Consider the following 26,181-nt stretch of genomic DNA (forward strand, 5'->3'; position numbering starts at 1 on the left):
ACTCTGATGACCGAAAAAACTACAGATAATCCCGAAAGTTTCTTTGATCGATTAGCATCAAAAGCAGAACGCTATGATAATGGTGCAGCGATCAGGAAAGAGGTGTCTCGTTCTTCTCATCAGGAATGGACACCGCCCGAAAACCGTGAAGATCCTGTTGATATTTTGATTCAGACAAGCATTGGAAGACTTGAAAATTTATTACCCATTCGATATCGAAGAATGATCGAATCGCCATTTGCCTTTTATAGAGGAGCAGCAGCAATTATGGCAGCAGATTTAGCAAATACACCAAATACAGGAATACAATTGCAACTTTGTGGTGATTGCCATTTAATGAATTTTGGCGGTTTTGCAACTCCCGAACGCAAATTGGTTTTTGATATTAATGATTTTGATGAAACATTTCCCGGTCCGTGGGAATGGGATCTAAAAAGACTGGCAACAAGTTTTGCAATTGCGGGAAAATGGCGAAAATTTTCTGCTAAAGACTGTAAAGAATTTGCATGGCATGTTGCCGACAGTTACAAACGACATATGCTCGATTACAGTAAATTATCGGCACTGCAAATCTGGTATGCCGATATTGATCTGGCAGAACTTATTGATCTTGGAAAAGATGAAGAACTAAAAGAATTTCAGCAGAAACGAATAAAAAAAGCAGCCGAATCTATTGCGCATGAAAAAGAGTTTGCAAAAATGACTTATCTAGATGGAGTCCGTGCCAGAATCAAAGATGATCCTCCATTGATTTATCATCCTTCGGGAACTGAAGAAAGTTATACTTTTAGAGAAGCCAAACAGGTTCATAAACGATATATAGAATCACTTCCGGAAGACAAACAAGTTTTGTTAAGCAGATACACTATGCATGATTTTGCCGTAAAAGTTGTAGGCGTAGGAAGTGTGGGAACACTCTGTGGAATCAGCTTATTAATGTCGGCTACCGGAGAACCTATTTTTTTGCAGTTCAAGGAAGCCAGAAAGAGCGTCCTAGAACCAAATGTAAAAATTAAGGGAAAGTATCCTCATCAGGGCGAACGAATTGTAATGGGGCAAAAATTAATGCAGTCAGCGCCAGATATGTTCTTAGGCTGGACAAATGATGATAAAGGCAAATATTTCTATATCCGTCAGCTTCGGGATACCAAGATAAAACCGGTTATAGAAATAATGAAAGCCGAAAATATGGCAGATTATGCCAAAGCCTGCGGCTGGGCACTGGCCAGAGCACATGCAAGATCTGGCGATCCCTCACTATTATCCGGATATATTGGGAATAACAATGAATTTGCTAATGCAATTTCTAAATTTTCAATTTTATATGCTCATCAAAATGAACTGGATTACAACAAAATGGTTGAAGCTGTAAAAGAAGGAAGATTACCAATTTCGGCAGAAATATAATTTTCAGTAATTAAAAAAAGTAAACAATCCTCTTATTTTACGCAAGATTTTTTTTACTTCTTTATGTTAATTAAATAAAATAATATATCTTTGAGAGAGCATTAATTCACTGTTTAATAGTTCTTTGTAATTACTTTACAATTATTTAACACGATTTATCGTTCATTCAAGATTTACCCAGATTTTAATACATTCGAGTTACAAGTTAATTATTAATTTAAATACCAAAACATGAATATTAAAAGAACAAATCTTCGCCTATTCCCATTATTAATTTTGGGCTTACTTTTTGGTTGTGCGCCAACAGTAAAAGTAACAACAGATTATGATCACGCAGCAAACTTCAGCGAATATAGAACCTTTACTGTTTATGACCTAAAAGCTCAGGAAGGTCAGGTAAATCAACTAAATGCAGATCGTGTTGCAAAATCAATTCGTGCCGAAATGACTGCCAAAGGATTTAAAGAATCAACAGACAATCCTGATTTAAAAGTAAATGCAGTATCTATATTAAAAAACAAAACACAAGTTACAGCCGATACCAATTTCTACGGTTACGGTGGTATGTACAGACCATACGGATATTGGGGCGGTGGCGCCATGATGGGTGGCGGCACAACAACGTTTAACAGTTACGATTATGTTGATGGCTCCCTGGTAATAGACATTGTATCTACAAAAACAGGAAAATTAGTTTGGCAAGGTATCGGAAATGCTCAAATTGACAGCAAACCAGATAATCCTGAAGAATTTATTGCCGGTGCTATCAAAAAAATTCTCGAAGGATTCCCTCCTGGATTAGCAGTAAAAAAATAACCTACAATATTACTCCATAAAAGCCATATACTTATCTGTAAACAGATAAGTATAGGCTTTACAAAAAACTGTCCCGCCATTACTTTCTTTTAAATTTATTTTTAAGAAAGTGCAATACATTAAATTAAATTTTAAGCCTATTACATATGCTGGATATAGTACTTTCTCTTTTCTTTTTTATCGCAACAATGGTTGGCTTTGCAACATCATTTATGATATTGTTTTCGCGAAAAAATTACTCAAAAAATTTTTTTCTGGGACTATTCTTGTTTAGTCTCGCCGTTGTTAGTATTTATAATTTTTACTTATCAGCAAATGTTTTTAAAGTTTTTCCAGATCTCTTTATGATCACAAAATCTTTTATCTTTCTTGTAGCGCCAAGTGCTTTTTTATATGTCCGAAGCGTTTTATTTCAGAATCGATTGTTTCATAAATACGACTGGTTACATTTCCTGCCATTTCTAATTTATTTTAGTTTAACGCTCTGTGTCTGGATTGGAAATTTTACAGATTTACAATTATTAGAATTTCTTTCCGGCAAAATACAGAGTCCTTTCTCCATGTTGAGTCTTACAATATGGTTACTGTATGCTTTCTGCCAAACGATGATGATTTTAAACTATGACTTAAAAAAATTTAGAGAAAATCACCTTAACAGAATTAAAATACTCAACTGGATTCGTCTTTATAACCTCATGATTTTGTTTTTGTTTTCGACACTTTTTGTACATTATTTTTTGATGAACAAAGTAGATAGTATCGATTTCTCCTGTTACATATTAATTTCATCTGTTCTTTTATTTACAGTAGGCTGGTTATATTTTAAGCCTCAGATTTTTTATGATAATAACGAAAAGGATGAAACAGAGCATGTGTTTGAAAATTTTGATATTGTCGAGGATCAGTCAATGACTATAAAAATAAATGAAACCAAAAGCGCTTTACCGTTACCCAAAGAGTTAACAGACGAAAAAAAACAACTTTATCTCTCTAAACTGGAAAGCATTTTTGAATTGGAAGAGCTTTTTCTAAAAAAAGATCTGGTAATTCGTGACATTTCTAATGCTACCGCAATACCTGTACATCACATTTCCAGTTTAATCAACTCAGAATTCAATCTTCATTTTCAGGATTATGTTAACCTGAAAAGAATTAAATATTTTAAAGAAAAAATAAACGATCCCGAATGGAAAGAACTATCTCTCGAAGGTATGGCCTGGGGATCTGGTTTTAAATCAAGAACTACCTGCTTTAGAGCTTTTATAAAACACACAGGAAAATCTCCTTCTGAATACTTTAAAGTAATCAGAATTAATCCTGATGATGAAAACACCTATTATTTAAATCAATCCTCAAATTGATAAGCAATTAATTTACAGTGTTTCGTAGCGATTATTTCTAAAGCAATAATAAATTTAAAATAAAAATGATGAGCACCAAAATTGATACACAAGCCCGTAAATCCTTTCTATTACCAATTTTATTATTAACAACCTTTTTTAGCCAGGCACAACTTAAAGGAGGTCATATTCTTGGTGCCATGGGATTGCAATCCGGAACTCAGACACCTGCAAACACACTTAGTGTTTATGTTCCAAATTATATTTACAGCGCTTCATCACTGAAGGATTCAAATGGAGACAAAGCAATTGTAAATCCAGATTTAACCATGTATTTAGTTGGTGCGGGAGCATCTTATGTTAGTGATTATAAAATTTTAGGAGCTAATTACGGAGCAACAATTTTACTTGCTTTTGCAGCCAATACTATTCAGGGAAATAATGCCAATGTTGATAATTCGCTGGCATTTACAGATATGTATATAGTTCCTGTACAATTAGGCTGGCATCGCAAAAGGGCTGATTTTGTTTTTAGTTACCAAATGTACCTTCCAACAGGAAAATTTACAGCAGGCGCATCAGACAACAGCGGTTTAGGAATGTTCATGAATGAATTTTCGGGTGGAACAACTTTGTATTTTAATGACAAAAAAACCATTCATTTTTCGACTTTGGCATCTTATGAAATGAACGGGAAAAAGAAAGATACTAATATAAAAACCGGAGATATTTTAAGCATTGAAGGCGGATTGGGGAAAACATTTTATCAGATGAATGCCGAAAAAACAGCTCCCTCAGGAATTTTTAATGCCGGTTTAATTTACTACATGCAATACAAAGTAAGTCATGACGAAATTCCAGTTCCGGTTCTTGGAGTTGTTCAGGGGCATAAAGATCGTGTTGGCGGCATCGGAGCCGAAGTAAATTATTTTAATATCGGATACAAAACTTCGGCAGGATTTAGATGGATAGCAGAGGTTGATGCGATAAACAGATTTCAGGGAAATACATTTTTTATCACATTAGCACACGTATTTAGTTTAAAAAAAGGATAGTTATAAAAGACTTAAACGCCGATTCTTTATTCGTGTAATAAATTTAAATACAATTTTTAGGATGGAAAAAAATATTCGACTTACCTCCGATAAGAAAAGAGCAAATTTCCTCCGGAAAATTATTCTGATCAATCTTCTTTTACTTTTATCATCTTCTGTGGTAGGGCAAAAAATGAAAGTCAGTTTAAAAGATTCATTAGACGGAGCTGTAGATTTGAGTGATTTTCTTATTTATGCCAACGGATTTATAGTCATACCCACCATTATTACAGAACCGGCCGTAGGAGGATTTGGAGTTGCGGTCGCCCCTATTTTTCTAAAAAAGCATGCACCGGTTATTGAAGAAGATGGAAAAAAACGTTTTATAAACCCCGATATTACAGGAGGAGTCGGAATGTATACGGCAAACAAAAGCTGGCTTGCCGGTGGTTTTCGATCTGCAACACTTATAAAACCTAAAATATTGTATCGCGTTTTTGCAGCTTATGGCGATATGAATTTATCTTTTTATGCCAATAATCTACCCAATCAGGCAGATCAGGAATTTAAACTCAACTTTAAATCTACAATCTTTTACACACAGTGGCTCAAACAATTTAAGAATGCAAAATGGAGCGCAGGGCCGCAATATTTACTTTTAGACTCTAAAATAAATCTGCCGGACTTCAATCTGCCACCACCATTTGTAGATCCAAAAGACATTAAAAGCACCGTAAGTCAGCTTGGGGCAGCACTTCAGTTTGACGGGCGCGACAATATATTTACCCCCGATAAAGGAATAAGGATACAGTCTGATTTTTTCTGGTCAGATAAAGCATTAGGGAGCGATTATAATGCCTGGCGCATTAATTTATCAGCAATTGGCTATCATCCCATAACTCAAAAACTAATTGGCGGACTCAGGATAGAAGGAGAGCAGGCGTTGGGGAGTCCGCCTTTTTATCTTAAACCCGGAATTAACTTAAGAGGGATTCCGGCAGCAAGATACATGGGAAACACCAGTATTGTTACCGAAGGCGAGTTACGTTGGGATTTGTACAGACGATGGAGCTTAATGGGCTATGGCGGTGTAGCAAGTGCATTTGACGATTGGGACAAAGCCTTTGCAAAACCAGTAGTTTATAGTTACGGAACCGGTTTTAGATATCTCCTGGCACGAAAATTCAAACTCCGAATGGGTGTTGATGTCGCCCGCGGTCCCGAAGAATGGGCCTATTACATTGTTTTTGGCAGCAACTGGATGAGATAATGCTCTAAAAAATACTGTAAATCCCCGATAACACAAGTTGTCGGGGATTTTTTATTTTCAGCGCTTATTAGTTATTTTATTCTCAAGCATTTTCATCTTTCTTCCTTAAAAACAGTTTATTCTGATTTTACTTATTTTGTAAGTTTTTAATTCACAATAAAAACATTATATAAAGATTAACGGAAAAATAATAGTTTTTTTACTTAATATTTAATTGTTTTGTAACAAAAATAAATTTCTGACTACTAATTGGTCAACTATTTAAATTATTGATTATGTATAAAATTACAATGAAATCAGTTTTCGTAGCATCTGCTTTTTTAGTAGGTGTAAGTAGCTGTTTTGCGCAAGACGTTTTAGTAAATTCATTAAAGCTAAATGCAAGTGATAAAAGTAAAGAAGCTTTTAAATTCACAGAGGTAGTTAACTTAGGAACAACGTCGATTAAAAATCAGGGTTCATCTGGAACTTGCTGGAGTTATGCATCAAACTCATTTTTAGAGTCAGAAATGATTCGTTTAGGAAAACAACCGGTGGAGTTATCTCAGGTTTTTTCTGCAAGAAATGTATATGTTGACAAAGGAGCAAATTATGTACGTATGCATGGCGCTATCTCTTTGGGAGATGGAGGTTCGCTACACGACGTAATTAATATGTACAAAAAATACGGAAGCGTTCCAAGAGAAGTTTACACAGGATTAAACTACGGAACAGATAAAAACAAATTTGGCGAAATGGCTGCTCTTATCGAAGGAGTTTTAACAGCTGTGGTTAAAAATCCTAACGGAGAGTTAACACCAAACTGGCAAAAAGCATACGCTGCTGTTATTGATTCTTATTTAGGGAAAGTGCCTGAAAATTTCACATACAAAGGAAAAAACTATACTCCACAATCTTTTGCTAAAGAAGTAGTAGGTATTAACCCGGACGAATATGTTGAAATGTCTTCTTTTACAACTTCTCCTTACTACCAAAAAACAACTTTAATGGTACCGGACAACTGGTCATTAGATCAGGTTTACAATGTAAAAGTAAACGACATGACAGATGTTATCGACAATGCATTGAAAAAAGGATATACTGTAGCCTGGGCAACAGACGTAAGTGAGAAAAGCTTTAGCTGGAAAAACGGTGTAGCTTATGTACCAACAAAGAAATTTGACGACATGACGGCCGAAGAAAAAGCAGATATGTTTAACGGACCAAAAGCTGAACCGGAAATTACTCCAGAAATGCGTCAGGCTGCGTTTGACAATTACGCTACTACAGACGACCACGGAATGCACATTATTGGTCTTGCAAAAGATCAAACCGGAAAAGAATATTATATCGTAAAAAATTCTTGGGGAGAAACAAACGACTACAAAGGTTTCTTGTTTGTAACCAAAAATTTCGTAAAATATAAAACTACTGCCTTAATGGTAAACAAAGGTGGAATTCCTGCTGATATCGCTAAGAAATTAGGGGTGTAATTTAAACCTGTTTTTATAAAATAAAGAAAGCGCTGCAATTTTTGAATTGTGGCGCTTTTTTTAGTAAATTTATGAGTCATTTGGATAATAACCTTTGTGTAAATGCAGAATAAGACATAAACAATGACTTTCCTGAAGCCGGTAAAAGATTCAAAATGTTATTGATAATATAGCGACAAAATACGAAGCACTAGAGAATTTGTGATGCTTTTTTGTTTCGCAGATGTGATTTTCTTGAGTCAATTCTGTCTAAATCTATAAAATAACGTTGTTATAAATTCATTTTGAAAACTGACCGAACATATATGTTAAAGGGCTTGACAAGTCATTAGTATTAAATAAATATATGTATATATTTGACGTCGAATTAAACTAATGAAACAGATAGATTTCTACTGGCAAATGTAAAAATACCGACAATCAGTTTATATTTGTTCGAATAATGTTTAATTAAGAATATAATTTTTATTTCAGTAATCAGGTATTTTTACTTTATTACTGAAATAACTGTAAAATATTTCCTAACGCATGCACGTTTGATTAAATTAATATATATATTTATCATATAATTATAACGGTAATAAAACACAGTTAATCGATTTTATTTGAATATTTTATATTTCATATTTAATGTGTACTTTTGCAACCTTTTAAAATAAGTAATGTATCCAACAAAAATTACACCTAACCCTTTGGTTAGTTCAACAATTGAAATAAGATTCAAAACGGAAATAGAACATAGCTCTATTTTCAAATTATTTTACGGTAAATTATCAGATGCTTTGCCAGAATTTGAAAGCACTACTTTACCACGAGATATAAGGATTAAAAATCCTGAGTTAAAATTGTATCCAGATTATGTTTTTTCAAATGATGATTATTCAGTTTCGTTTAATGAAAATTTCATCAGTTTTGAAAATATAACGGAATATAAATTATGGAAAAATTACAGTACTAGCTTTAAAGATATTTTATCACTTATTTTAGGATCTAAGGTTATTGATACCATTGATAGAATAGGAATTAGATATCAATCAAAATTTAGTGTAGAGAATTTCGCTACAATATTAAAGGAAGTACCTTCAATGAAAATTGATGAGTTAGAAGAGAATTTTGTATCGTACACAACGAAAATATTGTCTGAAAATTTTGATTTGTTAGTGCAATTAAAAAAAGATATTACTGAAAACACATTTAATAGTGAAGAAACGAAAGGACATTTAATCGATATCGACGTGTCAATATCGAACAATGTTGAGCATGCGGATATAGTTAATTGCATTGAATCTGGTCATTCACTATTAAAAAGAACTTTTTTTGGATTACTAAAAGATGATTTCATTAAGACGTTAAATCCGGAATATTGATATTATGCCATATTTACAAGACATTCCTGCTGAATATAGAACTCTTTCAAGACGTGATCATTTGAAAAGAATTGATCATCTTATGTCCACAGAAGGAATAACTAAGATTCTTAATTATTCTAATTTTAGTGGAGAAAATGAATCTATAGAGCATACAAACTCATTTAAACAAGACAATCATTTTAGTTTTTTTCATAAGGGAAATATATTTGTTATTTTTGGGAAAAATTCTGAGAAAAAAATATATTTTGAAAATATTAAGAAAATTGATGTTAAAATTCAAGAAGAAATTCAATTATCAAGTATTAATAAAGAAATTTTTGCTGATTCACTAAGTAAATTACAAAATGACCTTGCTCACTTAAGTTTTAATGATATTGCTGTAGAATTCGTAGATAATGAATCTATCCATTTTGCATTAAATTTTGATGGCGAAAAATTATTGATGATTGATAAATTTATCAATCCTGCATTGCATGGGTTGAACGAAAATCAAATTTTTTATTCCTTTTTTATTAACAGAAACCTTATATCTAGTAATGTCGTGGAAATTTCAGACTTTGTTAAAAAATTTCAATCTTACATTACACTGTAAATTTTTGAAAATAATAGGAAAAATTGATTACCCAGAATCAATTCTTCCAAAAGAGAATTTCTCTAATGAGATAGATTTTGATTTGTTATTAGCATCTAATAAGAATATATATTTATTACGCAGATCGGATAAATCTTTAGAACAAACTTTTCAATTATTTGGAGGAAGTTATTTGTTACGACTTGATGCTATTTCAAATGAGAGATTACCCAAATTATCACTTAATTTACTTGGAGCGTTTTTTAAAAAAGAACATTTAAAATACATTGTAGCTCATAATAAACCAGGAGGTAGTAAATGGCGAGATAATAAAAGAATTTCATTCAAAAACTTTTTCAAAGACTATAAAGTTGCTGAAGTGGGTTGCGAGATATATTTGCATGCAAATAATATTGATGGTAAAACTTTTCCTTTTCCTTTTCCATATAGCAAAGATAATGCTAGAGTAGTTCGTGAATTTGAAAAAGCTGTGGGAGGTGGAGTTTTGGAACCAGTGAAAGATCCTAACGATCCTGCAAAATTATATTATATGGTTTCTGGTACAATAAAACTAATTCACGACCCCTTGGTTTTAAATTATTGGCATGTAGAAATGATTAGTAAGAACTTTAATGAGAAAGAAGTTAAATCTGCTTCACCAGTTTGGACTCAACCGTTTTTTAAGAGTATTATGAGACATGTTATCCGAGTTAATGCATATCATAATGTTGATGAAACAGGGGTTATAAATCAAAATGTTTTTTTAAATTAATGAAGCTTTAGATGACTCTAAATAATTATAAAAAAACCGCCTTATTTCAGGCGGTTTTTTTATAATTAAGATCAACATAATTGACGACTTTGTGTTTTCCAATAACTAACTATAATATTTATCTTTTTTGTTTTTATTGAAAATTTCATGAATGAGTTTAAGAAAGAACTTGCAATATTTGTTTAAATTTATAGTTTTATGTATTGCTAAATAAATATTTTGCTTACAGTTTAAGGGGTTTTAGATTATATATTTTCAAAAAGAATCCTACTTCCCTTTCATCAATTTCTCCAAATACTCAACCTTATCTTTCTCTGCCTGAACCAAACGCTCATAAAGTTCTACAACTTTATCAAGAGGATTGAAATTACAGTGGTATGCATTTCCATTAATAACACTTCCGTCATTTAATGTATTTCCAATAATATTTAAAACCGCTTCTTCAGAGAAATTTTTAATTCCTTCAACAGTCACGCCCAATATTTCGGCAATTGCCTGAAGTTTTTCATCATCAATTGTTTCGCTGTTTTCAATAGCAGAAACCGTTTGCTGGCTCGTGCCTAAAGCCTGCGCCAATGCTTCCTGCTTCATATCACGAAGTTCACGAATACGGCTTATTTTTCGCCCTATATGATTTGGTTTTGTTAGTGTGCTCATAATTCAAAGATATTTAAAAATTCGTGAAAAATTATTGGTCTCGTAAAATACCATTGCACAATTGTACAATACATTTTCTGTTTTTTGGGGACAACACAAAAATACAATTTTTCGCACGGTAAATAATCGATAGAAAAACAATTTACAGTTGCCCAAAAAGCAAATTGTACTCTTTGTCGTCTTTATGCGCAATTCATAGTAAAAACAGAGCTAACAGCAACAAAATCAATACCTTTATACAACATTAAATCACAAACCCACTTAATCAAATTCTAATGAAAACTTATGCAACACTTTTACTAGCGATTGTATTTGTTTTTCCTTTCACCTGTTTTTCTCAAAAACCAACAAACGCAACTAAAAGCCCAGAAAATGGAAAAACAAAACTAACACCGGACAACAAGAACGACGAAGAACTTGTTATAGCAGCATACTATGTTGAGGAAACGATCAATATGACCTTCGGGAGAAGAATAACCAAATACGAAGTCTCAAAACTCGATATGGTTAATACATATGATCTTGGTCCTAACAATACCAGAACAGTAACTCCAATTTACAGAAAACCAAAAGCAAAACCAACAGAAGTTCCTTTAATGGCCAAAATAGGTGTCGATGTGCCCAACGAAACTGTTAAGCCCGTTAAGGTAGAAGTAGCACATGTAAAAGAGGCTCCAAAATACATTGACATAGACATATCTCGCACGTACGAGAAAGTTTTAGACAAAGGGTACAAATCTGCCGATATGCTTAAAAAAGTGGCTGATAAATCGTATTTTGATGGTAATATGGATGAAGCCGCAAAATACTACGGAGAACTCTTAACTATGTCTCCTAATTTAGAATCTATATATTACTATCGTTATGCCGAATCATTGAAAGCCACTAATCAAATAGATAAAGCCAATGAAATGATGGTATTGTTCGAAAGTAAAAATCTAACCAGCAAAGTAGCTGCTAAAAAGTAATAAAGAGTTAAACTTTACATTTTATGCAAAAAAAAGACTATCGTAATGATAGTCTTTTTTTTTAAGCTCCTTCCCTTTCCCGAGAACCAACCCCGAAAGCCTTCGGGGCTCTGATTAACAATCAGTATTATATTTTTCCAGAAGTTTATTTGATATTTCTGGATATTGAACCAAATTTTCAATATAAATTTTGCTCTTCATATTTTTGATATGTCTTTCTATAGAAAGTGCCTGAGTTTTATTTGTACAACTTAAGCTAAAGAACAATACCCAGTCATTTGCATTTGCAGTAAATTTATTTGGAGGTGAATTTCTATGAAACTCCAATCTCACATCAAAATTAGATGTGTAACCAATATAATATCGATTAAGCTTTTGAGAATGTAAAATATATACAATGTGATTAATCATTGTGCTTCAAAAATATCATTTAAAATTTATACGTATTATTTAATTAGCTCTCTCTTTCCCGATAGCTATCGGGAGAACCAACCCCGAAAGCTTTCGGGGCTCTGATTAACAGTCAGATGCTCTAACCAACTGAGCTAAGGAGGAATCACCTTAAAGGTAAATATGTTTGCTAAAAAAAGTTGCTCCCCCTTTTTCCCGACAGCCATCGGGAGAACCAACCCCGAAAGCCTTCGGGACTCTGATTAACAGTTATTACTTCCCCAAAAAAAATACCACTTACTAATTGTAAGTGGTATTTATTAAGCTCCTTCCCTTTCCCGAGAACCAACCCCGAAAGCTTTCGGGGCTCTGATTAACAGTTATTACCTCAAAAAAAAATACCACTTACTAATTGTAAGTGGTATTTATTAAGCTCCTTCCCTTTCCCGAGAACTATCAGGAGAACCAACCCCGAAAGCTTTCGGGGCTCTGATTAACAGTTATTACCTCAAAAAAAAATACCACTTACTAATTGTAAGTGGTATTTATTAAGCTCCCCCTCTTGGGCTCGAACCAAGGACCCTCTGATTAACAGTCAGATGCTCTAACCAACTGAGCTAAGGAGGAATCACCTTAAAGGTAAATATGTTTGCTAAAAAAAGTTGCTCCCCCTCTTGGGCTCGAACCAAGGACCCTCTGATTAACAGTCAGATGCTCTAACCAACTGAGCTAAGGAGGAAGTTGTTGCTCTTTTTAGCGAGTGCAAATATAAAACTATTTTTAGTTTCTCAAAAACATTTTCACTCTTTTTATTGATTTTTTTTTCTACTTCATAATTGCCTTATAAATGTCGTTACCGTTTGCAAACAAAAGCAACGCTATAAGTAATACAAACCCAACCATTTGGGCGTTTTCAAGGAATTTATCACTTGGTTTTTTACCACTAATGATTTCATACAATAAAAACATCACATGTCCGCCATCAAGTGCCGGAATTGGCAATAAATTCATTACTCCAAGCATAATTGATAATAAAGCAGTGATTGACCAAAACACTTCCCAACTCCATGAACTTGGAAAAATATTGTAAATCGCAGCAAAACCACCTACTTGTTTGTATGCTTTAGTCTCCGGATTAAAAATCATTTTTAGTTGTTTTCCATAACCCACTAATTGATCTTTCCCTTTTTGAAGTCCAACCGGAATTGACTCTGCAAAACTATATTCTTTTGTACTTATTTTATAGTAACCTAATTTTTCTAATGACTGCATGTCTAAACCACCTGCAAGAACTCCTAAAGTCCCCTCTGCAGAAACTTTCAACTCAATTGGAGTCTCTTTTAAATCACGTAAAACAACAGCCGGAATCGATTTTCCTTTATTAGCGGCTAAAATCACTTTCGCTTCATCAAAATATTTAATTTTTTGTCCGTTAAGAGAAAGAATCAAATCTTTTGGCTTTAAATTCTGATTTGGAGATTCTTCGGCAACTTTTCCAATTGCAAAAGGTCTGCGGATATCAATAAGAACACCTTTTTCAGTTTTAGAAAGCTGATCTACAAAATCAGTTGGCATTTTGATGGTTTGCTGCTGTCCGTTTCTTTCAATCAAAACTTCTTTAGCCATAATGACATTCATATTCATCTCCTTATCCATATTTTCTACAGATTTACCATCAATAGAAATGATTTTATCACCTGTTCTAAAACCAGCTTTAATCATAACAGGATTATCTATTGCAACCCCATCTTTTAAGTCAGCGTTTGCAATATAAGTATCCCCATAAGCAAAAGCCATTCCTATATATATAATAAAAGCCAGGATAAAGTTTACCGTAACACCACCAAGCATAATAATTAAACGTTGCCAAGCCGGTTTAGAACGAAATTCCCACGGTTGTGGTGGCAAAGCCATTTGTTCTTTGTCCATGCTTTCGTCGATCATTCCCGAAATTTTTACATAACCTCCAAGCGGCAACCATCCGATTCCGTATTCAGTTTCGCCAATTTTCTTTTTTAACAGCGAATATTTAACATCAAAAAACAAGTAAAATTTTTCGACTCTGGTTTTAAACAATTTTGCAGGGATAAAATGCCCTAATTCATGAAGAATAATAAGTAAAGATAAACTCAATAGAAATTGAGAGAGTTTGATAACTATATCCATTTTGTATTTTTAGTTCGTATTTAACGCACAAAAGTAACGTTTTCTGATTTAATTTAAGACCGCAAGATAATACTTAAGGTTTTAAATGTTTGTTAATTAATAAAGATTTAGATTTCTCCTTTTATAAGGATGCCGTAACTTTACTTTTTATAAGGTTACCCTGTTCCATTGGTAGCACAAAACCATTAAAAGTTACAATTATGGCTTCACAATTATTTTCTCCTATAACTTTAAAAAACATTACTTTAAAAAATAGAATTGCTATATCTCCAATGTGCCAGTATTCGGCCGAAGACGGATTTGCAAATGACTGGCATCTGGTTCATTTAGGAAGCCGCGCGAGCGGAGGCGCCGGACTTATTATTCAGGAAGCGACGGCAGTTTCTCCAGAAGCCAGAATTTCTCCTGCCGATTTAGGAATCTGGAAAGACGAGCACATTGAAAAATTAAAACAAATCAACACCTTTATTGTTTCCCAAAATGCAATTCCTGGAATCCAGTTAGCACATGCCGGACGAAAAGCAAGTGTTTCTTCTCCATGGGAAGGAAATAAAAAATTAGATTTTGCTCAAGGCGGATGGCAGACAGTTGCACCAAGTGCAATCGCATATCACGAAAACGAACCTTTTCTTCCGGAAGCCCTGGATAAAAACGGAATTCAAAAAGTAATTTCAGATTTTAAAACTGCAACAAAAAGAGTAGTTGAAGCCGGATATCAGGTTCTGGAAATTCATGCTGCACACGGCTACCTTTTACATCAGTTTTTATCGCCACTTACAAATATCAGAACAGATGAATATGGAGGAAGTTTTGAAAACAGAATTCGTCTCACAGTAGAAATCGTAGAAGCTGTTCAAACAGAATGGCCTTCAAGTTTGCCTTTAATCGTAAGGATTTCGGCGACAGACTGGGCAGAAGGAGGATGGAATTCTGACGAATCTGTTCAGCTTTCAAAAATACTAAAAGAAAAAGGAGTAGATTTAATCGATGTTTCTTCCGGCGGATTGGTTTCTCATCAAAAGATTTCGCTTGGACCGGGTTATCAGGTCCCTTTTGCAGAAAAAGTAAAAAAAGAAGCAGACATCTTAACAGGAGCTGTTGGTTTAATTACCAATGCGAAACAAGCTGAAGAAATTCTAAATAAAGGTCAGGCCGATTTGATTTTGTTTGCAAGAGAATCATTGAGAAACCCAAACTTGCCTTTGGATTTTGCAAAAGAATTAGATCACGATATTCAATGGCCAAAACAATACGAAAGAGCGAAACTATAATTTGTTTGGCCACAGATTAAAGGGATTTTTTTTAGTTTTTTTGCCACGAATTTATACAAATCACCACGTTCAAAAACTTAAAATAATTCGTGTAAATTAGTGAAATTGATTCGCCTGTTCCCTTCGGTCGAGTCGTGGCAAAAAGAAATCCTTTTTAATCACATTAATCTGTGGCCAAAAAAAACCAAAAAAACATGCAAAAAATAAAAACAGCACTATTATCATACGGAATGTCGGGAAAAGTTTTTCACGCTCCGTTTTTAGATATTCATCCGGGTTTTGAATTATTAGGATCCTGGGAAAGAAGCAAAAAACTCATTCAACAAGATTATCCAGAAGTAAAAAGCTATCATTCCATCGATGATTTATTAGCAGATGATGTTCATTTGGTTATCGTAAACACCCCCGTAGGAACACATTATGAATATGCAAAAAAAGTACTTCTGGCCGGGAAACATGCCGTTGTAGAAAAAGCATTTACAACAACCGTGGCCGAAGCAGAAGAATTAGCCCAAATTGCAAAAGAGAAAGGACTAAAACTAGCTGTTTTTCACAACAGAAGATGGGACAGCGACTTTAAAACAGTTCAAAAAATTATTAATGACGGTGTTCTGGACGAATTAGTCGAAGCCGAATTTCACTTTGATCGTTACAATCCTTTATTAAGTCCAAAAGCACATAAGGAAACTGCCAATGATGGCGCGGGAATCCTGAAAGATTTAGGTCCGCATTTAATAGATCAGGCCGTTTGTTTGTTTGGCTCTCCAAAATCAGTTTTTGCTGATATCAGAATCACACGAGAAAATTCTTTGGTTGATGACTGGATCGATTTATTATTGATTTATGAAGTTTTCAGAGTAAGATTGAAAGCCGGTTTTTTTGTGAGAGAAGCCAATCCTGCTTATACCATTCATGGTAAAAAAGGTTCTTTCTTAAAACCTCGCGGCGATGTTCAGGAAGATAATTTAAAAATTGGAGAAAAACCTAATTTAGAATCCTGGGGAACAGAGTCTGAAGATTTACAGGGTCTTCTGCATACCGAAATTGACGGAAAGCCTGTTCGCGAAAAGATTCCCACACTACAAGGAAATTATTTTTCGTTTTTTGATGGTGTTTACAATTCCATTACCAACAATATTACAGAACCGGTTACCGCACAAGACGGTGTTAAAGTAATGCAGATTATTGAAGCTGCAATTGCAAGTAATACTGAACGAAAAGTTATTAATTTATAATTTCCGTATTAACTACTTCTGAAAAAATATACTTCTCGCTAGCCCTGACAGCAGCGGTATCCTTTTTATCCGCTTTTTAGCGGATGAAAAGATATAGCGAATGGCAGGAATGTCACGTCTTCTGAAAACGGAATTTTCTGCTCCTAAAAAAATTAGATAATAAAACCATTGATAATTGTTTACAAAGGGCTTCGACTCCGCTCAGCCTGACACTCCTATTATTTGTCAGGCTGAGCGAAGTCGAAGCCTTTTCATAACAAAATGCCTTAGTACCTCAGCACCTTAGTCCCAAAGCTTCGGGATAGAAGTAAAAAAAAAGCCCCAATCGTAAGATTGAGGCTTTTTGTATAGAGTTGAAAAAAATTATTTTTTCTTTCCTTTTGCAGGAGCTTTTGCAGCTTTTGCAGCTTCTTGAGCAGCTTTCATAGCAGCACGAGAAATTCTTACCTGAGCAACAACTGTGTTGTCTGGGTGCATAATTTTGTATTCTGGAGCACCAACTTTAGTAACGTATAATTTGTTACCCATTTCAAGTGGAGTGATGTCTGCCTCAACAAAATCAGGAAGATTTTTAGGTAAAGCTTTAACTTTTAATTTACGAGTGTTAAGACGTAAAACACCTCCTGCAAGAACACCTTTAGATGTACCAACGATTTTCACAGGAACTTCCATAGTGATTTCTTTATCATCAAATAATTGGAAGAAATCAATGTGTAAAATTTTGTCAGATACCGGGTGAACCTGAATATCTTGCAAAATTGCATTGAATGATTTTCCTTTTCCAAGCTCAATCACAACTGTGTGTGCATTTGGAGTGTAAACCAAGTTTTTGAACGCTGCAGCGTCTGCTGAGAAGTGTACTGCCTGATTTCCTCCGTATAACACGCAAGGAACCGCTCCAGCATTACGTAAGGCTTTAGTTGACACTTTGCCCACGCTTTCTCTTTCTGATCCTTTAATTGTAATCGATTTCATTGTAAAAAAAATATAGTTATTAAATAAATATTCTTGTTTGCTTTAAGCTTTAGGCACTAGGCTTTAGGCTTTTTTTGTAATTGTGAAATAGCTTATAGCTTAAAGCCTAAAGCATATAGCCTTTTACATTATAAATTTTCCACTAATGGAATTGTTGTGGTGCACCATGTGCATAACTTCGGCAAAAAGAGGTGCACAACTCACTACTCTAATTTTGTCTGAATGTCTCTTTAACGGAATAGAATCTGTAACGATTAATTCTGTTAATTTTGAGTTTTCAATTTTTTCATACGCATTGCCAGATAATATAGCGTGTGTACAAATTGCTCTTACGCTTAGTGCTCCTTTTTCGATCATTAGGTCTGCAGCTTTTGCCAAAGTTCCTCCTGTATCGATCATGTCGTCTACTAATATTACGTTACGTCCTTTTACTTCACCAATTAGCTCCATAGTGTCGATAACGTTGGCTGCTTTTCTTTGTTTGTAACAGATTACTACATCTGATTCTAAAAACTTAGAGTAAGCATATGCTCTTTTTGAACCTCCCATATCCGGAGATGCAATAGTCAGATTTTCTAACTTTAAACTTTCTACATATGGTAAAAAGATTGTAGATGCAAATAAATGATCTACCGGTTTTTCGAAAAACCCCTGGATTTGATCTGCGTGTAAATCCATTGTCATTACTCTTGTTGCTCCGGCAGCATCTAATAAATTAGCTACTAATTTTGCTCCAATCGGTACTCTTGGTTTGTCTTTTCTATCTTGTCTTGCCCAACCAAAATAAGGCATAACAGCTGTAATATGTCTTGCTGATGCACGTTTTGCCGCATCAATCATTAATAACAATTCCATCAAATTATCTGCAGTTGGAAATGTTGAGCACACGATAAAAACGCGTAATCCTCTTATTGACTCTTCGTATGATGGCTGAAATTCTCCATCGCTATACGTTGACATCGTTACTTTTCCTAACGGAATTCCGTATTGTTCTGCAATTTTTTCTGCAAGATAAACACTTTGTGAACAAGCAAAAATTTTAGCTTCTGGTTCTAGGTGCGACATTATAATTGTTGTTTTTGCTCCGTTGCGCTTAGTACAATTTTTCTTTATCCTTCTAGGTAAAGCTAAATGCGTATAAATGCCTCGGATGTAGTTAGTTGTGTGTGCGTCGTTTTAACGAGGTGCAAATTTATAAAATTTATTGAACACTGAAAGGAAATATTTAAGTATTTTTATTAGAATTTTTAATTTTATTTTTTACATTTGCACCGTGTTAAAGGAATGACAGTATTTATGACTTCATTCTATTGCGTTAAAATGATCGTTTAGATTGTTTTTTCGTCTGCTAAGCCCGGATGGCGGAATTGGTAGACGCGCTGGTCTCAAACACCTGTGGGAAACCGTGCCGGTTCGACTCCGGCTCCGGGTACATTAAAAGTCTGTAATAGCGTTGTTAGTCAACGTTTTACAGGCTTTTTTTATTTCATTTGCCCGCTATTTGCCCGACATTTCGAGAAACACTAAAAAAAACATACATTTGTGATGGTTTACGATGCCAATTATAAACCAACGTTTGAACAACGCAAAACGGGAGCTTGAACAACTCCCGTTTTTTTATGTGGCAAGGTTTTGAAACGCGAATATTTAGATAAGAAATTTATCAATAGGTTCTAATTTATCCAGCTCTTGACCTAAATAATCTTCGTTATCTATCGACTCTCAAAATTCTTTGTTTCATCGCGTGCGCGTAGTGACTTCAATAAAGTCTTCATTTCCTTATGGATCCCGAAAACTCTTCAATACTCTTACATACGCGTAATGACTGGGAAAAAACCTTTATCTAATTATAGATTCCGAAACTCTTCCAGACCTTTGTTTTAGAATGAACAATAGAAATAAAAAAAGGCGTTCCGGAATGGTTCGCCTTTGTTTTAATCTTAAATGCTTTTTTTCATTAAATAGTGGTAGACATTTTGACCTCCGAGTGATATTATGTTGGATGTTACAAAACTATATCCTTGCGAAGACATGAAGTTTAAGGCATCTATCATTGAATTGAACACTAAACCTTCTCCTTTTTCATCTTTTAAAAGAGTAGCATCCGTATTGCTGGAAAAATACTTCGTCTTTTGGCCTATGTCAATTGTAATTGTAAGCTTTGAGGACATTAACTTGGAAGTTCCTACTATTTGTAAATATTGCACATCCAAATCTTTAATGGGAATTCCATTAATTGTTTGACCAAAACTCACGAAACCTAAAAGCAAAGCGAAACTTAATAATATTTTTTTCATTTTTTATGATTTTAATTAATTGATTCAAAACTAATCTTTTCTACATACAGTTAAAAACGGTTTTCCGTAACATCTTCAGAAGCTGCGACTTCAATTCCTTATTGACTCAAAAAACTTTTTATTACTCTACGTGCGTAATGACTTCCGAAAAACCTTCATTTACTTATGGACTCAAAAAACTCTTCATATCCAATTACCGATCGAAATTTCTACTTTCTAAATTTTATTGTTTGATATCATCAATAAGTTTCTTTGCTTTCAAAATGAAATCTGAAATTTCCATTTTTTTTAATCGCATATCGCATGCAATATCTCCATAGTTGTCACTTAGTTCACCTTTTTTATCTTCATTCAGATTATTATACGCAGCCATATCTATGCCCAGGAGGATATAATCTATTTCATAAGGTAAATAAAACTCATTTTCAAGATCTGCTAAACTACGTGAAAAAGTTAAAAACTCTTCTTTTTTCTGGTCAGTTTCAAAATAAATTTCAAGCTCAGAATCTGAAAAAGATTTATTATTCATAACACTGTTGATTGCTTTATGATAGATATCTATGTCAATAAAAAAACTTGATTTAAAATCTAAGCACATCTTGTTTGCCATACAGGCAACCCTTATTAGATTTAATATTTCAATACTATAACCAAATGATTGTTTTTCCTCCGAGTAAAGAAAACTTTTCGTGTCTAATACCATAAATGAATTATATTCTCTTTTCTCTAAATACCCTTTCGGGGTAACTTCTGCTTGATTTCTTGTAAGTACCATTTCTTATTTATTTTGTGTTTATAATTAACTATCAGTTAAATAACTGTGTTTCAAATGTAAGCAAAAATCAAAAACAAATTAACTAATAGTTTATTTTATTTTAAAATAATTAAACCAATAGTTAAATCATGTATATTTGCTAAACTATTTACAATATTAAATTATGAGTATTTTAAAACTAAAAGAGTTATTAATTGAAAAAGGAATAACAAGCAAAGAGCTTTCTGAAAAAGTAGGCGTTTCAACTACTAGTATCAGTCAAATAATTACTGAAAAGCAACAACCTCGGTTTGAATTATTAATTAAAATTGCTGAGTTTTTGGATGTAGACATTAAAGACCTATTCAATCCGACAAAATCATCTGAAACGGAAACTGTTTTTGTTTTTCGAGACGGAATTTATGTTCCTATAGGAGAATTAAAAAAAGAATAATCTGGAAAAACTAGTATTTAATCAAGTAACCAGCTGCTTCAAATGTCAGCTATTTCTTTCTGTTTATTATGGACTGAAAAAACTCTTCATAATCTTTCATTACGCGCGTGTAGTGACTTCGAAAAAGTCTTCTGAGAAATAAAAATCTGGAGATATTTGATCACAATCTAGGAATTAAAAAAAACGACAGGAATAACAAGGTTTTCTAAGAGGGAGCATCATTAGTTCCCTCTTTTTTCTTTTTTTTCGGAACTTTTTTCTTTTTTAAAACTCTCTTTTAAGATATTTTTTTTAAAAGTTCTTTTTAAAGATTCTTTCTAGAATATCTTTTTATAGGTCGTGTAGTTTTAAAAAATAAATAAAAACAAAATATAAATAATAGACAAAAACTCTTATTATAGCTCGTGTTATGCTCGTGTTGTTTTTAATTGCTCTAACACTTCTTTCAGCACTTCTTTTTCATATTCCTTGTATTGCTTCTCTTTAGTTGAATTTCTACGTTTTTCTGCTTCTAAAATCAACTGTTTGAGTGTTATCTTAAAGCTAACATAAAAACCTCTTGTATGTCGTGCATAAGTAATCAATCCCCAATTATTACGTAATGCTATTTTAATTTTTTTTGTTTGATACTCATTTGCATACTTTTTGACTTCTTTAGATAATTCTGCAATCTCATTTATTGATCTTATTTTGCCATCCATCCTTGCCCATAAAAACAAATTAGTTGCTTTGTGATACGGTTTGGTCCCTATAATACTTTTAATACCCAAAAAAGCCAGTAAGCATATTTTATCAAATTCTGTTTTATCATTATTATAGAAATCCCAAAATATAGAAATACTTAAGCCTACTTTAGGGGAGTTAATTGGCAAACTGTCATAAAGACTTTTTCCATTATCAAATACTCTTTCATAGCTCCCCAACGCTATGGCATAATATTTTGAACTTGATTTTATCTTTTCTAGCTCAGAACCATATTCTAACTTTAATGAGTTTTCATAAATGGCATAGGCAATAATATTATCTAATACTTTGCGGTCATCAACAAGAAAAGATTGCAGTATCTGTATCGGAAAATTAAAATAACGTTCATCTTTTTTTATCATGACCTCATCTTTATCTGTTCTAATTTAGGTCCATAAGTCTGCACCATCTACAATTCTAAGATATTCTCCTTGTTCATAATTTATATCTGTTACCGCAACTTTAGGAGCTGGCAGACTCTTATTTGCTTCAGCTACTTTGGCAGCTAATAAATCATAATCAATATCTTTTGCATTAGTTGTTTGAGTATTTTTATACATATTCACAACAGATGATGGTAAAAATTGACTTGAAAAATCAATTCCCGCATTGGCATTCATTGCGCGAAGTAAGTCTCTATTGTTTGCAGTAGCCTTTGCAGTTATAACCGATTCTCCTTTTGAAAGCATGGCCGGAATACTGTCGCTAGTTCCGGTACCTGGTCCATCTAAATCAACTGCTCCTTTAGCTAATTTAAGCCCTGATATCTTTGCTACAGTAGCAAATCCAGTAGCAATTGTAACCCCAGCAACTATTCCGCCTAAAGGATAAGCATAATCTTTCAAAGCTCTAGTTGCTCCAACCAAAGTATTTATTGTAGCTTCTGCGATTGCCAAAGCTTTAAAAGCTACTGTATTTTCTTTAAACAACCCTGCAGCTTCACTTAGCGTTTTTGCAATAACTTGCAGCTTCACTAATTCAACCTCTTTACGCAATTCAACTTCAGATTTAGCATATTTTTTATTTATCAACTCAATACTAGCGCCATTTTTTTCAGCTGCTTTAATTTCAATCAATCTTTCCTGTTCTAATTTTTGAATTTTCAAATCCAGATCTTCTTGATTAATAGCTATTTTATTTTCTAAATCAATTGCTCTTCTATCAATTTCAGCAAGTCTTTTTTCTTCTTCAAGAGCTTTCTTTTCCTCTGCAAACCTATCATCTATTGCTTTAATTTCAGAATTATACTCCTCAGCATTTATCTGCCCCTCTTCTAATCTTTTTGTCTGAAAGGCTGCTTCAGCCTCTGATATGCGATTTAAACGATCTATTTCTTGTGCAACTAGCTCATCAGTTAGAAACTTATTAGCATCAAGTCTTATCTTATTGTTGGCTAAAAAAGCCTGTAATTCTTGATCCGCAATGGTTATAACAACATTTGCCTGAGCTCTTAAGAAATCATTTTTGATATTATTTTGATCTGTTAGAAGTTTAAGCTTATCTATTTCCGTTTTTTTGGTAGCATCAAATTCCAGTTGAGCAATTTGCAATTTCTTGTCTCGAATTTGCTCTTCATATTTCAATGCTTCAGCTAATGATTTTGCACGAATTCCCTGTTGAGAAATAAATAATTCAAGCTCTGCTTTTGCTTTTGCTGCATCATCATCTAATATTTTTTGTAATGCTTCTTGTCTTTTTTTCTCTGCTTCGAGTGCATCTTGAGCTGCCTTTTCTCTTTTAGCCTGGGCGTCTTCATAAAGTTTATCTTGTGCATTTTGATTTTTCTCTAAACGTTTTGTTGATTCTGCATCAATGGCAATTTTACCAAGTTCTGCTTCCTTTAACATTTTAAGTTCTTCATCAGTAATTTTACCTAAGTTTAATAGGTAAGTACCGTAAGCAATTGTATTACGTTTTAGGTTTTCAAGTTCAGTACTTGACAAAGAGCCTTTGATTCTTGCGGCTTCTATTGCTTGATCTAATGCGGCTTGTGCATTAGCGGAACGTTGTTTGTAATTTGCTGTTTCGATTGCCTCTGCTTTCTGCAAAAAAGCAATTCTTTCTTTTTCGGTAAGGGTTCTGTTTTTTGATTTGACTATCAACTCATCATATTGTTGGGCCGCTTTTGCATTTGCAACCTCTTGTGAATTTTGTAAGTCAGCTAGATCTTGTTGAGCTGCTTTTAATTTAGCTGCATCCCTTGCGGCTTTAGCCATATTATCTCCTAAATCTGAAAATGCTTTTCCAGAATCTTGTGATGAATCAAATAACGATGCAAGCGCTTGCTGAACAACCCTAATTGCTGCACCAAAAGCAGCCATGCCTTGCTCTATTTTATCAACTAATGGATCGAATGTTTTGAAGTAACTAATTAGTAGAGCGATTGCAACTACAATAAGTCCAATTCCAGTAGCTGCAAGTACCAATGAAAAAATTCTCATTGCACCGGCTCCTAAGTTAGTTGCAATTGTAAGTGCCTTTTGAGATGCTGTCATTCCCTCAGTTCCATCGGCAGCATTTCTCATGTTTTTTGCAGCTTCAACAATACCATTTTTCAACGGAACAAATAAACTTGAAGTTTGTTTTAATGCATCTCCGATTGTTTTTAATTCACCTCCAAACAATCCTGTTTCTGCAACAGCATCTTTAATGGCTGATGTATAATCCCCAATCCCTATTTTTTGCTTTTCGAGTTCCGAAACATTTTCTTTTATAAATTTATCATTTGCATCAATTTTAGCATTTAACTCATTTAAAATTTCTAAATGATTCTCATCTGCAATATTTAATTCATTACGAATTTTTTTGAGTTCTGCATTATTATTTTTTGCATCTGTAATAGATTTATTTTGTTGATCTAATGCCAATGATATTTTTTCATTAACTGTTAAAAATTCTCTATTAGCATTAAGCAAATTAACGAGTTGCTTCTGGTTCATGTTGTATTCTCCGGAAAGTTTTGAAACTTTAGCGGAAATCTGTACATAAGTATCACTTGATGTGTCCCCGGCTTTTTTCAATGCAGCCTGAGCTTCACGTGCTTTATCAAGCTCTGTTTTTAATGAGGCTGATTTTGCAATGATGGCCTCAACATCAATATCTAATTCTATAATTTTCCTCTTATCCATATTGTAAAAAATAATTGTTCTTAATTTACAAATGCGTTAAACCAATCGTAAAACTGAGTAAAGTTCCGAATAACAATATAAACGCCTCCAGCTCGTTCAATTTGTTTTTGATATTCAATTTGATCTTTACTTTGGTAATTATCCCTAGTACCTTCGCACTTAATTTCAATCTTGATGCTTCTGCCTTTTATGGTTGCCGAAATATCAGAAGTGCCTACTTGGCCGCTCCCTTTTATCCATTTTGTTTTGCCGTTGAGGTTTATTTGTTGGCCAGTAGAATTTATTCGCTCAGCTTGATAATTATTTAAATTCACAAAATCAATTACACAACGAGTCAGATCGTTTGTTTTATCATCTCTGTAACTTTGTTTTGGTGGATAAGGGAAATTAGGATACTGCTCCTTAGTTCTTTTGAGTGCCAATGCTTCTAGGGCTTTTACACTTTCTGGTTTAATGTATCTTGTCTTCATTGTCCAGGAATATTAGTTTGCCTTGAAGGTTCTGGAAAGAGATCCGGATTAGTCGAATAAATTCCAACCCTGTCACTTCCGGTTATTTTGCATCTACGATAACCTACTAATGCAATACGGTTCTCCTTTCTAAAAGTCCTAACGTATCTGCAAATGTTTTCACGCATTATTTCGGTTTCTACATCGACTTCTTTCATTGTCTTTGGAAACTCAAAAAAAGAATTAAATACCTTGGCTAATTGGTCCTTTGGAGTTTTGTCCGTACTCATAGCCCTATTCATTCAAAGGTTTCAAGCTTTCTTCGATATCAGAACGTAAGAAGTAAACACGGGATCCAAGTCCTAGTGGTTTTAGCTTTTTTGATTTGCACCAATTGTGAATAGTAGATAAATCTACACTAAACATTTGGGCCACATCTTGACGGGTCAAATATTCGTTTGGTTGTTTTGGCGTGAAATGTTTTAGAAATTCTTCTAATTGATTTTTTACTCCAGCTGCTATTTCGCTTTTGAGTTCTTCAGGTGTAGTTTGTATAAATTGAACAGTTGCGCTCATAACTAAAATGTTTAATTGTTATGGTGCAAATGAATTGAAACAAAACACCCACTAACTTACCAGTG

The 26,181-nt window shown here is 33.7% G+C and carries 25 protein-coding genes and 4 tRNA genes; 14 read left to right on the forward strand and 15 right to left on the reverse strand.

All coding sequences use genetic code 11. From position 1 onward, the window contains the following. The first annotated feature begins 6 nt into the window (after positions 1 to 6). The 9 genes from OLM51_RS02020 to OLM51_RS02060 all read left to right on the forward strand — a co-directional run bounded on the left by OLM51_RS02020 (position 7) and on the right by OLM51_RS02060 (position 10,052). On the forward strand, positions 7 to 1,407 hold the full coding sequence (locus tag OLM51_RS02020; protein ID WP_264552754.1) for a DUF2252 domain-containing protein: 1,401 nt from the start codon (positions 7 to 9) through the stop codon (positions 1,405 to 1,407). A 231-nt stretch (positions 1,408 to 1,638) separates the two neighbouring features. Next, a complete protein-coding gene (locus tag OLM51_RS02025) occupies positions 1,639 to 2,223 on the forward strand; it encodes a DUF4136 domain-containing protein (RefSeq protein WP_264552755.1) in 585 nt (194 codons plus the stop codon). A gap of 344 nt (positions 2,224 to 2,567) precedes the next feature. Further along, entirely contained in the window at positions 2,568 to 3,584 is a 1,017-nt protein-coding gene (locus tag OLM51_RS02030; RefSeq protein ID WP_264552756.1) for a helix-turn-helix domain-containing protein, read from the forward strand. A gap of 68 nt (positions 3,585 to 3,652) precedes the next feature. Next, positions 3,653 to 4,618 (forward strand): transporter, encoded by a 966-nt coding sequence (locus tag OLM51_RS02035; protein WP_264552757.1) that lies wholly within the window; start codon positions 3,653 to 3,655, stop codon positions 4,616 to 4,618. 172 nt (positions 4,619 to 4,790) lie between these two features. Further along, positions 4,791 to 5,867: a BamA/TamA family outer membrane protein gene (locus OLM51_RS02040; protein WP_264552758.1), complete on the forward strand. Its 1,077-nt coding sequence runs from the start codon at positions 4,791 to 4,793 to the stop codon at positions 5,865 to 5,867. Positions 5,868 to 6,142: 275 nt separating this feature from the next. Further along, positions 6,143 to 7,339, forward strand: coding sequence for an aminopeptidase C (locus OLM51_RS02045; RefSeq protein WP_264552759.1), 1,197 nt, complete (start codon positions 6,143 to 6,145; stop codon positions 7,337 to 7,339). Between the two features lie 662 nt (positions 7,340 to 8,001). Further along, a complete protein-coding gene (locus tag OLM51_RS02050; protein ID WP_264552760.1) occupies positions 8,002 to 8,706 on the forward strand; it encodes a TIGR04255 family protein in 705 nt (234 codons plus the stop codon). 4 nt (positions 8,707 to 8,710) lie between these two features. Next, positions 8,711 to 9,301, forward strand: a complete 591-nt coding sequence (locus OLM51_RS02055) for a hypothetical protein (RefSeq protein WP_264552761.1) — start codon at positions 8,711 to 8,713, stop codon at positions 9,299 to 9,301. Positions 9,302 to 9,305: 4 nt separating this feature from the next. Then, positions 9,306 to 10,052: a hypothetical protein gene (locus OLM51_RS02060; protein ID WP_264552762.1), complete on the forward strand. Its 747-nt coding sequence runs from the start codon at positions 9,306 to 9,308 to the stop codon at positions 10,050 to 10,052. A 267-nt stretch (positions 10,053 to 10,319) separates the two neighbouring features. Here OLM51_RS02060 and OLM51_RS02065 read toward each other — a convergent pair whose 3' ends face one another. Further along, positions 10,320 to 10,709 carry a helix-turn-helix domain-containing protein gene (locus tag OLM51_RS02065; RefSeq protein WP_264552763.1) on the reverse strand — a complete coding sequence of 130 codons (390 nt, stop codon included), beginning with the start codon at positions 10,707 to 10,709 and terminating at the stop codon, positions 10,320 to 10,322. Between the two features lie 275 nt (positions 10,710 to 10,984). On the opposite strand from OLM51_RS02065, the gene OLM51_RS02070 reads away from it, so the two are divergent. Next, positions 10,985 to 11,677: a tetratricopeptide repeat protein gene (locus OLM51_RS02070; RefSeq protein WP_264552764.1), complete on the forward strand. Its 693-nt coding sequence runs from the start codon at positions 10,985 to 10,987 to the stop codon at positions 11,675 to 11,677. A gap of 114 nt (positions 11,678 to 11,791) precedes the next feature. Here the strand turns inward: OLM51_RS02070 and OLM51_RS02075 are convergent, their stop codons facing one another. The 5 genes from OLM51_RS02075 to rseP form a co-directional block, all read right to left on the reverse strand. Then, complete coding sequence (locus OLM51_RS02075) at positions 11,792 to 12,088, reverse strand: GIY-YIG nuclease family protein (protein ID WP_264552765.1); 297 nt, start codon at positions 12,086 to 12,088, stop codon at positions 11,792 to 11,794. Between the two features lie 61 nt (positions 12,089 to 12,149). Then, positions 12,150 to 12,227, reverse strand: a tRNA-Asn gene (locus tag OLM51_RS02080). Between the two features lie 393 nt (positions 12,228 to 12,620). Then, positions 12,621 to 12,694: transfer RNA gene (locus tag OLM51_RS02085), tRNA-Asn, on the reverse strand. Between the two features lie 38 nt (positions 12,695 to 12,732). After that, positions 12,733 to 12,806: transfer RNA gene (locus tag OLM51_RS02090), tRNA-Asn, on the reverse strand. An 86-nt stretch (positions 12,807 to 12,892) separates the two neighbouring features. Next, a complete protein-coding gene (gene rseP / locus OLM51_RS02095) occupies positions 12,893 to 14,233 on the reverse strand; it encodes an RIP metalloprotease RseP (protein WP_264552766.1) in 1,341 nt (446 codons plus the stop codon). A gap of 200 nt (positions 14,234 to 14,433) precedes the next feature. On the opposite strand from rseP, the gene OLM51_RS02100 reads away from it, so the two are divergent. Further along, positions 14,434 to 15,504, forward strand: a complete 1,071-nt coding sequence (locus OLM51_RS02100; RefSeq protein ID WP_264552767.1) for an NADH:flavin oxidoreductase/NADH oxidase — start codon at positions 14,434 to 14,436, stop codon at positions 15,502 to 15,504. Positions 15,505 to 15,698: 194 nt separating this feature from the next. Next, positions 15,699 to 16,739: a Gfo/Idh/MocA family oxidoreductase gene (locus OLM51_RS02105; protein ID WP_264552768.1), complete on the forward strand. Its 1,041-nt coding sequence runs from the start codon at positions 15,699 to 15,701 to the stop codon at positions 16,737 to 16,739. Between the two features lie 363 nt (positions 16,740 to 17,102). Here the strand turns inward: OLM51_RS02105 and OLM51_RS02110 are convergent, their stop codons facing one another. Continuing rightward, a complete protein-coding gene (locus OLM51_RS02110) occupies positions 17,103 to 17,714 on the reverse strand; it encodes a 50S ribosomal protein L25/general stress protein Ctc (RefSeq protein ID WP_053472910.1) in 612 nt (203 codons plus the stop codon). Between the two features lie 123 nt (positions 17,715 to 17,837). Next, positions 17,838 to 18,779 (reverse strand): ribose-phosphate pyrophosphokinase, encoded by a 942-nt coding sequence (locus tag OLM51_RS02115; RefSeq protein WP_264552769.1) that lies wholly within the window; start codon positions 18,777 to 18,779, stop codon positions 17,838 to 17,840. Positions 18,780 to 19,066: 287 nt separating this feature from the next. Between OLM51_RS02115 and OLM51_RS02120 the strand changes: the two genes are divergently transcribed. Further along, positions 19,067 to 19,146, forward strand: a tRNA-Leu gene (locus OLM51_RS02120). 508 nt (positions 19,147 to 19,654) lie between these two features. Here OLM51_RS02120 and OLM51_RS02125 read toward each other — a convergent pair. Both OLM51_RS02125 and OLM51_RS02130 read right to left on the reverse strand, forming a co-directional pair. Further along, entirely contained in the window at positions 19,655 to 20,011 is a 357-nt protein-coding gene (locus OLM51_RS02125) for a hypothetical protein (protein WP_264552770.1), read from the reverse strand. A gap of 223 nt (positions 20,012 to 20,234) precedes the next feature. Next, on the reverse strand, positions 20,235 to 20,786 hold the full coding sequence (locus OLM51_RS02130) for a hypothetical protein (RefSeq protein WP_264552771.1): 552 nt from the start codon (positions 20,784 to 20,786) through the stop codon (positions 20,235 to 20,237). A gap of 163 nt (positions 20,787 to 20,949) precedes the next feature. Between OLM51_RS02130 and OLM51_RS02135 the strand changes: the two genes are divergently transcribed. Further along, positions 20,950 to 21,219 carry a helix-turn-helix domain-containing protein gene (locus tag OLM51_RS02135; RefSeq protein ID WP_264552772.1) on the forward strand — a complete coding sequence of 90 codons (270 nt, stop codon included), beginning with the start codon at positions 20,950 to 20,952 and terminating at the stop codon, positions 21,217 to 21,219. Positions 21,220 to 21,626: 407 nt separating this feature from the next. Here the strand turns inward: OLM51_RS02135 and OLM51_RS02140 are convergent, their stop codons facing one another. From OLM51_RS02140 to OLM51_RS02160, 5 genes are read right to left on the reverse strand one after another with little or no spacing between them, the layout of a single operon-like run. After that, positions 21,627 to 22,325 (reverse strand): hypothetical protein, encoded by a 699-nt coding sequence (locus tag OLM51_RS02140; protein WP_264552773.1) that lies wholly within the window; start codon positions 22,323 to 22,325, stop codon positions 21,627 to 21,629. A 24-nt stretch (positions 22,326 to 22,349) separates the two neighbouring features. Continuing rightward, on the reverse strand, positions 22,350 to 25,091 hold the full coding sequence (locus OLM51_RS02145; RefSeq protein WP_264552774.1) for a hypothetical protein: 2,742 nt from the start codon (positions 25,089 to 25,091) through the stop codon (positions 22,350 to 22,352). A gap of 20 nt (positions 25,092 to 25,111) precedes the next feature. Continuing rightward, positions 25,112 to 25,561 carry a hypothetical protein gene (locus OLM51_RS02150; RefSeq protein WP_264552775.1) on the reverse strand — a complete coding sequence of 150 codons (450 nt, stop codon included), beginning with the start codon at positions 25,559 to 25,561 and terminating at the stop codon, positions 25,112 to 25,114. Continuing rightward, the gene (locus OLM51_RS02155; RefSeq protein WP_264552776.1) at positions 25,558 to 25,830 is read right to left on the reverse strand and encodes a hypothetical protein; all 273 of its coding nucleotides are present in this window, start codon (positions 25,828 to 25,830) and stop codon (positions 25,558 to 25,560) included. Before OLM51_RS02155 ends, OLM51_RS02150 begins: the two co-directional genes overlap by 4 nt. Before the next feature lie 4 nt (positions 25,831 to 25,834). Then, positions 25,835 to 26,116, reverse strand: a complete 282-nt coding sequence (locus OLM51_RS02160; protein WP_264552777.1) for a helix-turn-helix domain-containing protein — start codon at positions 26,114 to 26,116, stop codon at positions 25,835 to 25,837. Positions 26,117 to 26,181 lie beyond the last annotated feature (65 nt).

This window comes from Flavobacterium sp. N2038 (assembly GCF_025947185.1).
In the GTDB taxonomy this organism is placed as follows: Bacteria; Bacteroidota; Bacteroidia; order Flavobacteriales; family Flavobacteriaceae; genus Flavobacterium.

Excerpts from the sequence above, each read along its gene's own strand:
- OLM51_RS02110 (WP_053472910.1), bottom strand. The coding sequence starts at position 17,714 with ATGAAATCGATTACAATTAAAGGATCAGAAAGAGAAAGCGTGGGCAAA.
- OLM51_RS02050 (WP_264552760.1), top strand. The coding sequence starts at position 8,002 with ATGTATCCAACAAAAATTACACCTAACCCTTTGGTTAGTTCAACAATT.
- OLM51_RS02075 (WP_264552765.1), bottom strand. The coding sequence starts at position 12,088 with ATGATTAATCACATTGTATATATTTTACATTCTCAAAAGCTTAATCGA.
- OLM51_RS02025 (WP_264552755.1), top strand. The coding sequence starts at position 1,639 with ATGAATATTAAAAGAACAAATCTTCGCCTATTCCCATTATTAATTTTG.
- OLM51_RS02030 (WP_264552756.1), top strand. The coding sequence starts at position 2,568 with ATGATCACAAAATCTTTTATCTTTCTTGTAGCGCCAAGTGCTTTTTTA.
- OLM51_RS02130 (WP_264552771.1), bottom strand. The coding sequence starts at position 20,786 with ATGGTACTTACAAGAAATCAAGCAGAAGTTACCCCGAAAGGGTATTTA.
- OLM51_RS02155 (WP_264552776.1), bottom strand. The coding sequence starts at position 25,830 with ATGAGTACGGACAAAACTCCAAAGGACCAATTAGCCAAGGTATTTAAT.
- rseP (WP_264552766.1), bottom strand. The coding sequence starts at position 14,233 with ATGGATATAGTTATCAAACTCTCTCAATTTCTATTGAGTTTATCTTTA.
- OLM51_RS02150 (WP_264552775.1), bottom strand. The coding sequence starts at position 25,561 with ATGAAGACAAGATACATTAAACCAGAAAGTGTAAAAGCCCTAGAAGCA.
- OLM51_RS02140 (WP_264552773.1), bottom strand. The coding sequence starts at position 22,325 with ATGATAAAAAAAGATGAACGTTATTTTAATTTTCCGATACAGATACTG.
- OLM51_RS02125 (WP_264552770.1), bottom strand. The coding sequence starts at position 20,011 with ATGAAAAAAATATTATTAAGTTTCGCTTTGCTTTTAGGTTTCGTGAGT.
- OLM51_RS02020 (WP_264552754.1), top strand. The coding sequence starts at position 7 with ATGACCGAAAAAACTACAGATAATCCCGAAAGTTTCTTTGATCGATTA.
- OLM51_RS02100 (WP_264552767.1), top strand. The coding sequence starts at position 14,434 with ATGGCTTCACAATTATTTTCTCCTATAACTTTAAAAAACATTACTTTA.
- OLM51_RS02115 (WP_264552769.1), bottom strand. The coding sequence starts at position 18,779 with ATGTCGCACCTAGAACCAGAAGCTAAAATTTTTGCTTGTTCACAAAGT.
- OLM51_RS02040 (WP_264552758.1), top strand. The coding sequence starts at position 4,791 with ATGAAAGTCAGTTTAAAAGATTCATTAGACGGAGCTGTAGATTTGAGT.
- OLM51_RS02145 (WP_264552774.1), bottom strand. The coding sequence starts at position 25,091 with ATGGATAAGAGGAAAATTATAGAATTAGATATTGATGTTGAGGCCATC.
- OLM51_RS02055 (WP_264552761.1), top strand. The coding sequence starts at position 8,711 with ATGCCATATTTACAAGACATTCCTGCTGAATATAGAACTCTTTCAAGA.
- OLM51_RS02045 (WP_264552759.1), top strand. The coding sequence starts at position 6,143 with ATGTATAAAATTACAATGAAATCAGTTTTCGTAGCATCTGCTTTTTTA.
- OLM51_RS02160 (WP_264552777.1), bottom strand. The coding sequence starts at position 26,116 with ATGAGCGCAACTGTTCAATTTATACAAACTACACCTGAAGAACTCAAA.
- OLM51_RS02135 (WP_264552772.1), top strand. The coding sequence starts at position 20,950 with ATGAGTATTTTAAAACTAAAAGAGTTATTAATTGAAAAAGGAATAACA.
- OLM51_RS02065 (WP_264552763.1), bottom strand. The coding sequence starts at position 10,709 with ATGAGCACACTAACAAAACCAAATCATATAGGGCGAAAAATAAGCCGT.
- OLM51_RS02035 (WP_264552757.1), top strand. The coding sequence starts at position 3,653 with ATGAGCACCAAAATTGATACACAAGCCCGTAAATCCTTTCTATTACCA.
- OLM51_RS02070 (WP_264552764.1), top strand. The coding sequence starts at position 10,985 with ATGAAAACTTATGCAACACTTTTACTAGCGATTGTATTTGTTTTTCCT.
- OLM51_RS02105 (WP_264552768.1), top strand. The coding sequence starts at position 15,699 with ATGCAAAAAATAAAAACAGCACTATTATCATACGGAATGTCGGGAAAA.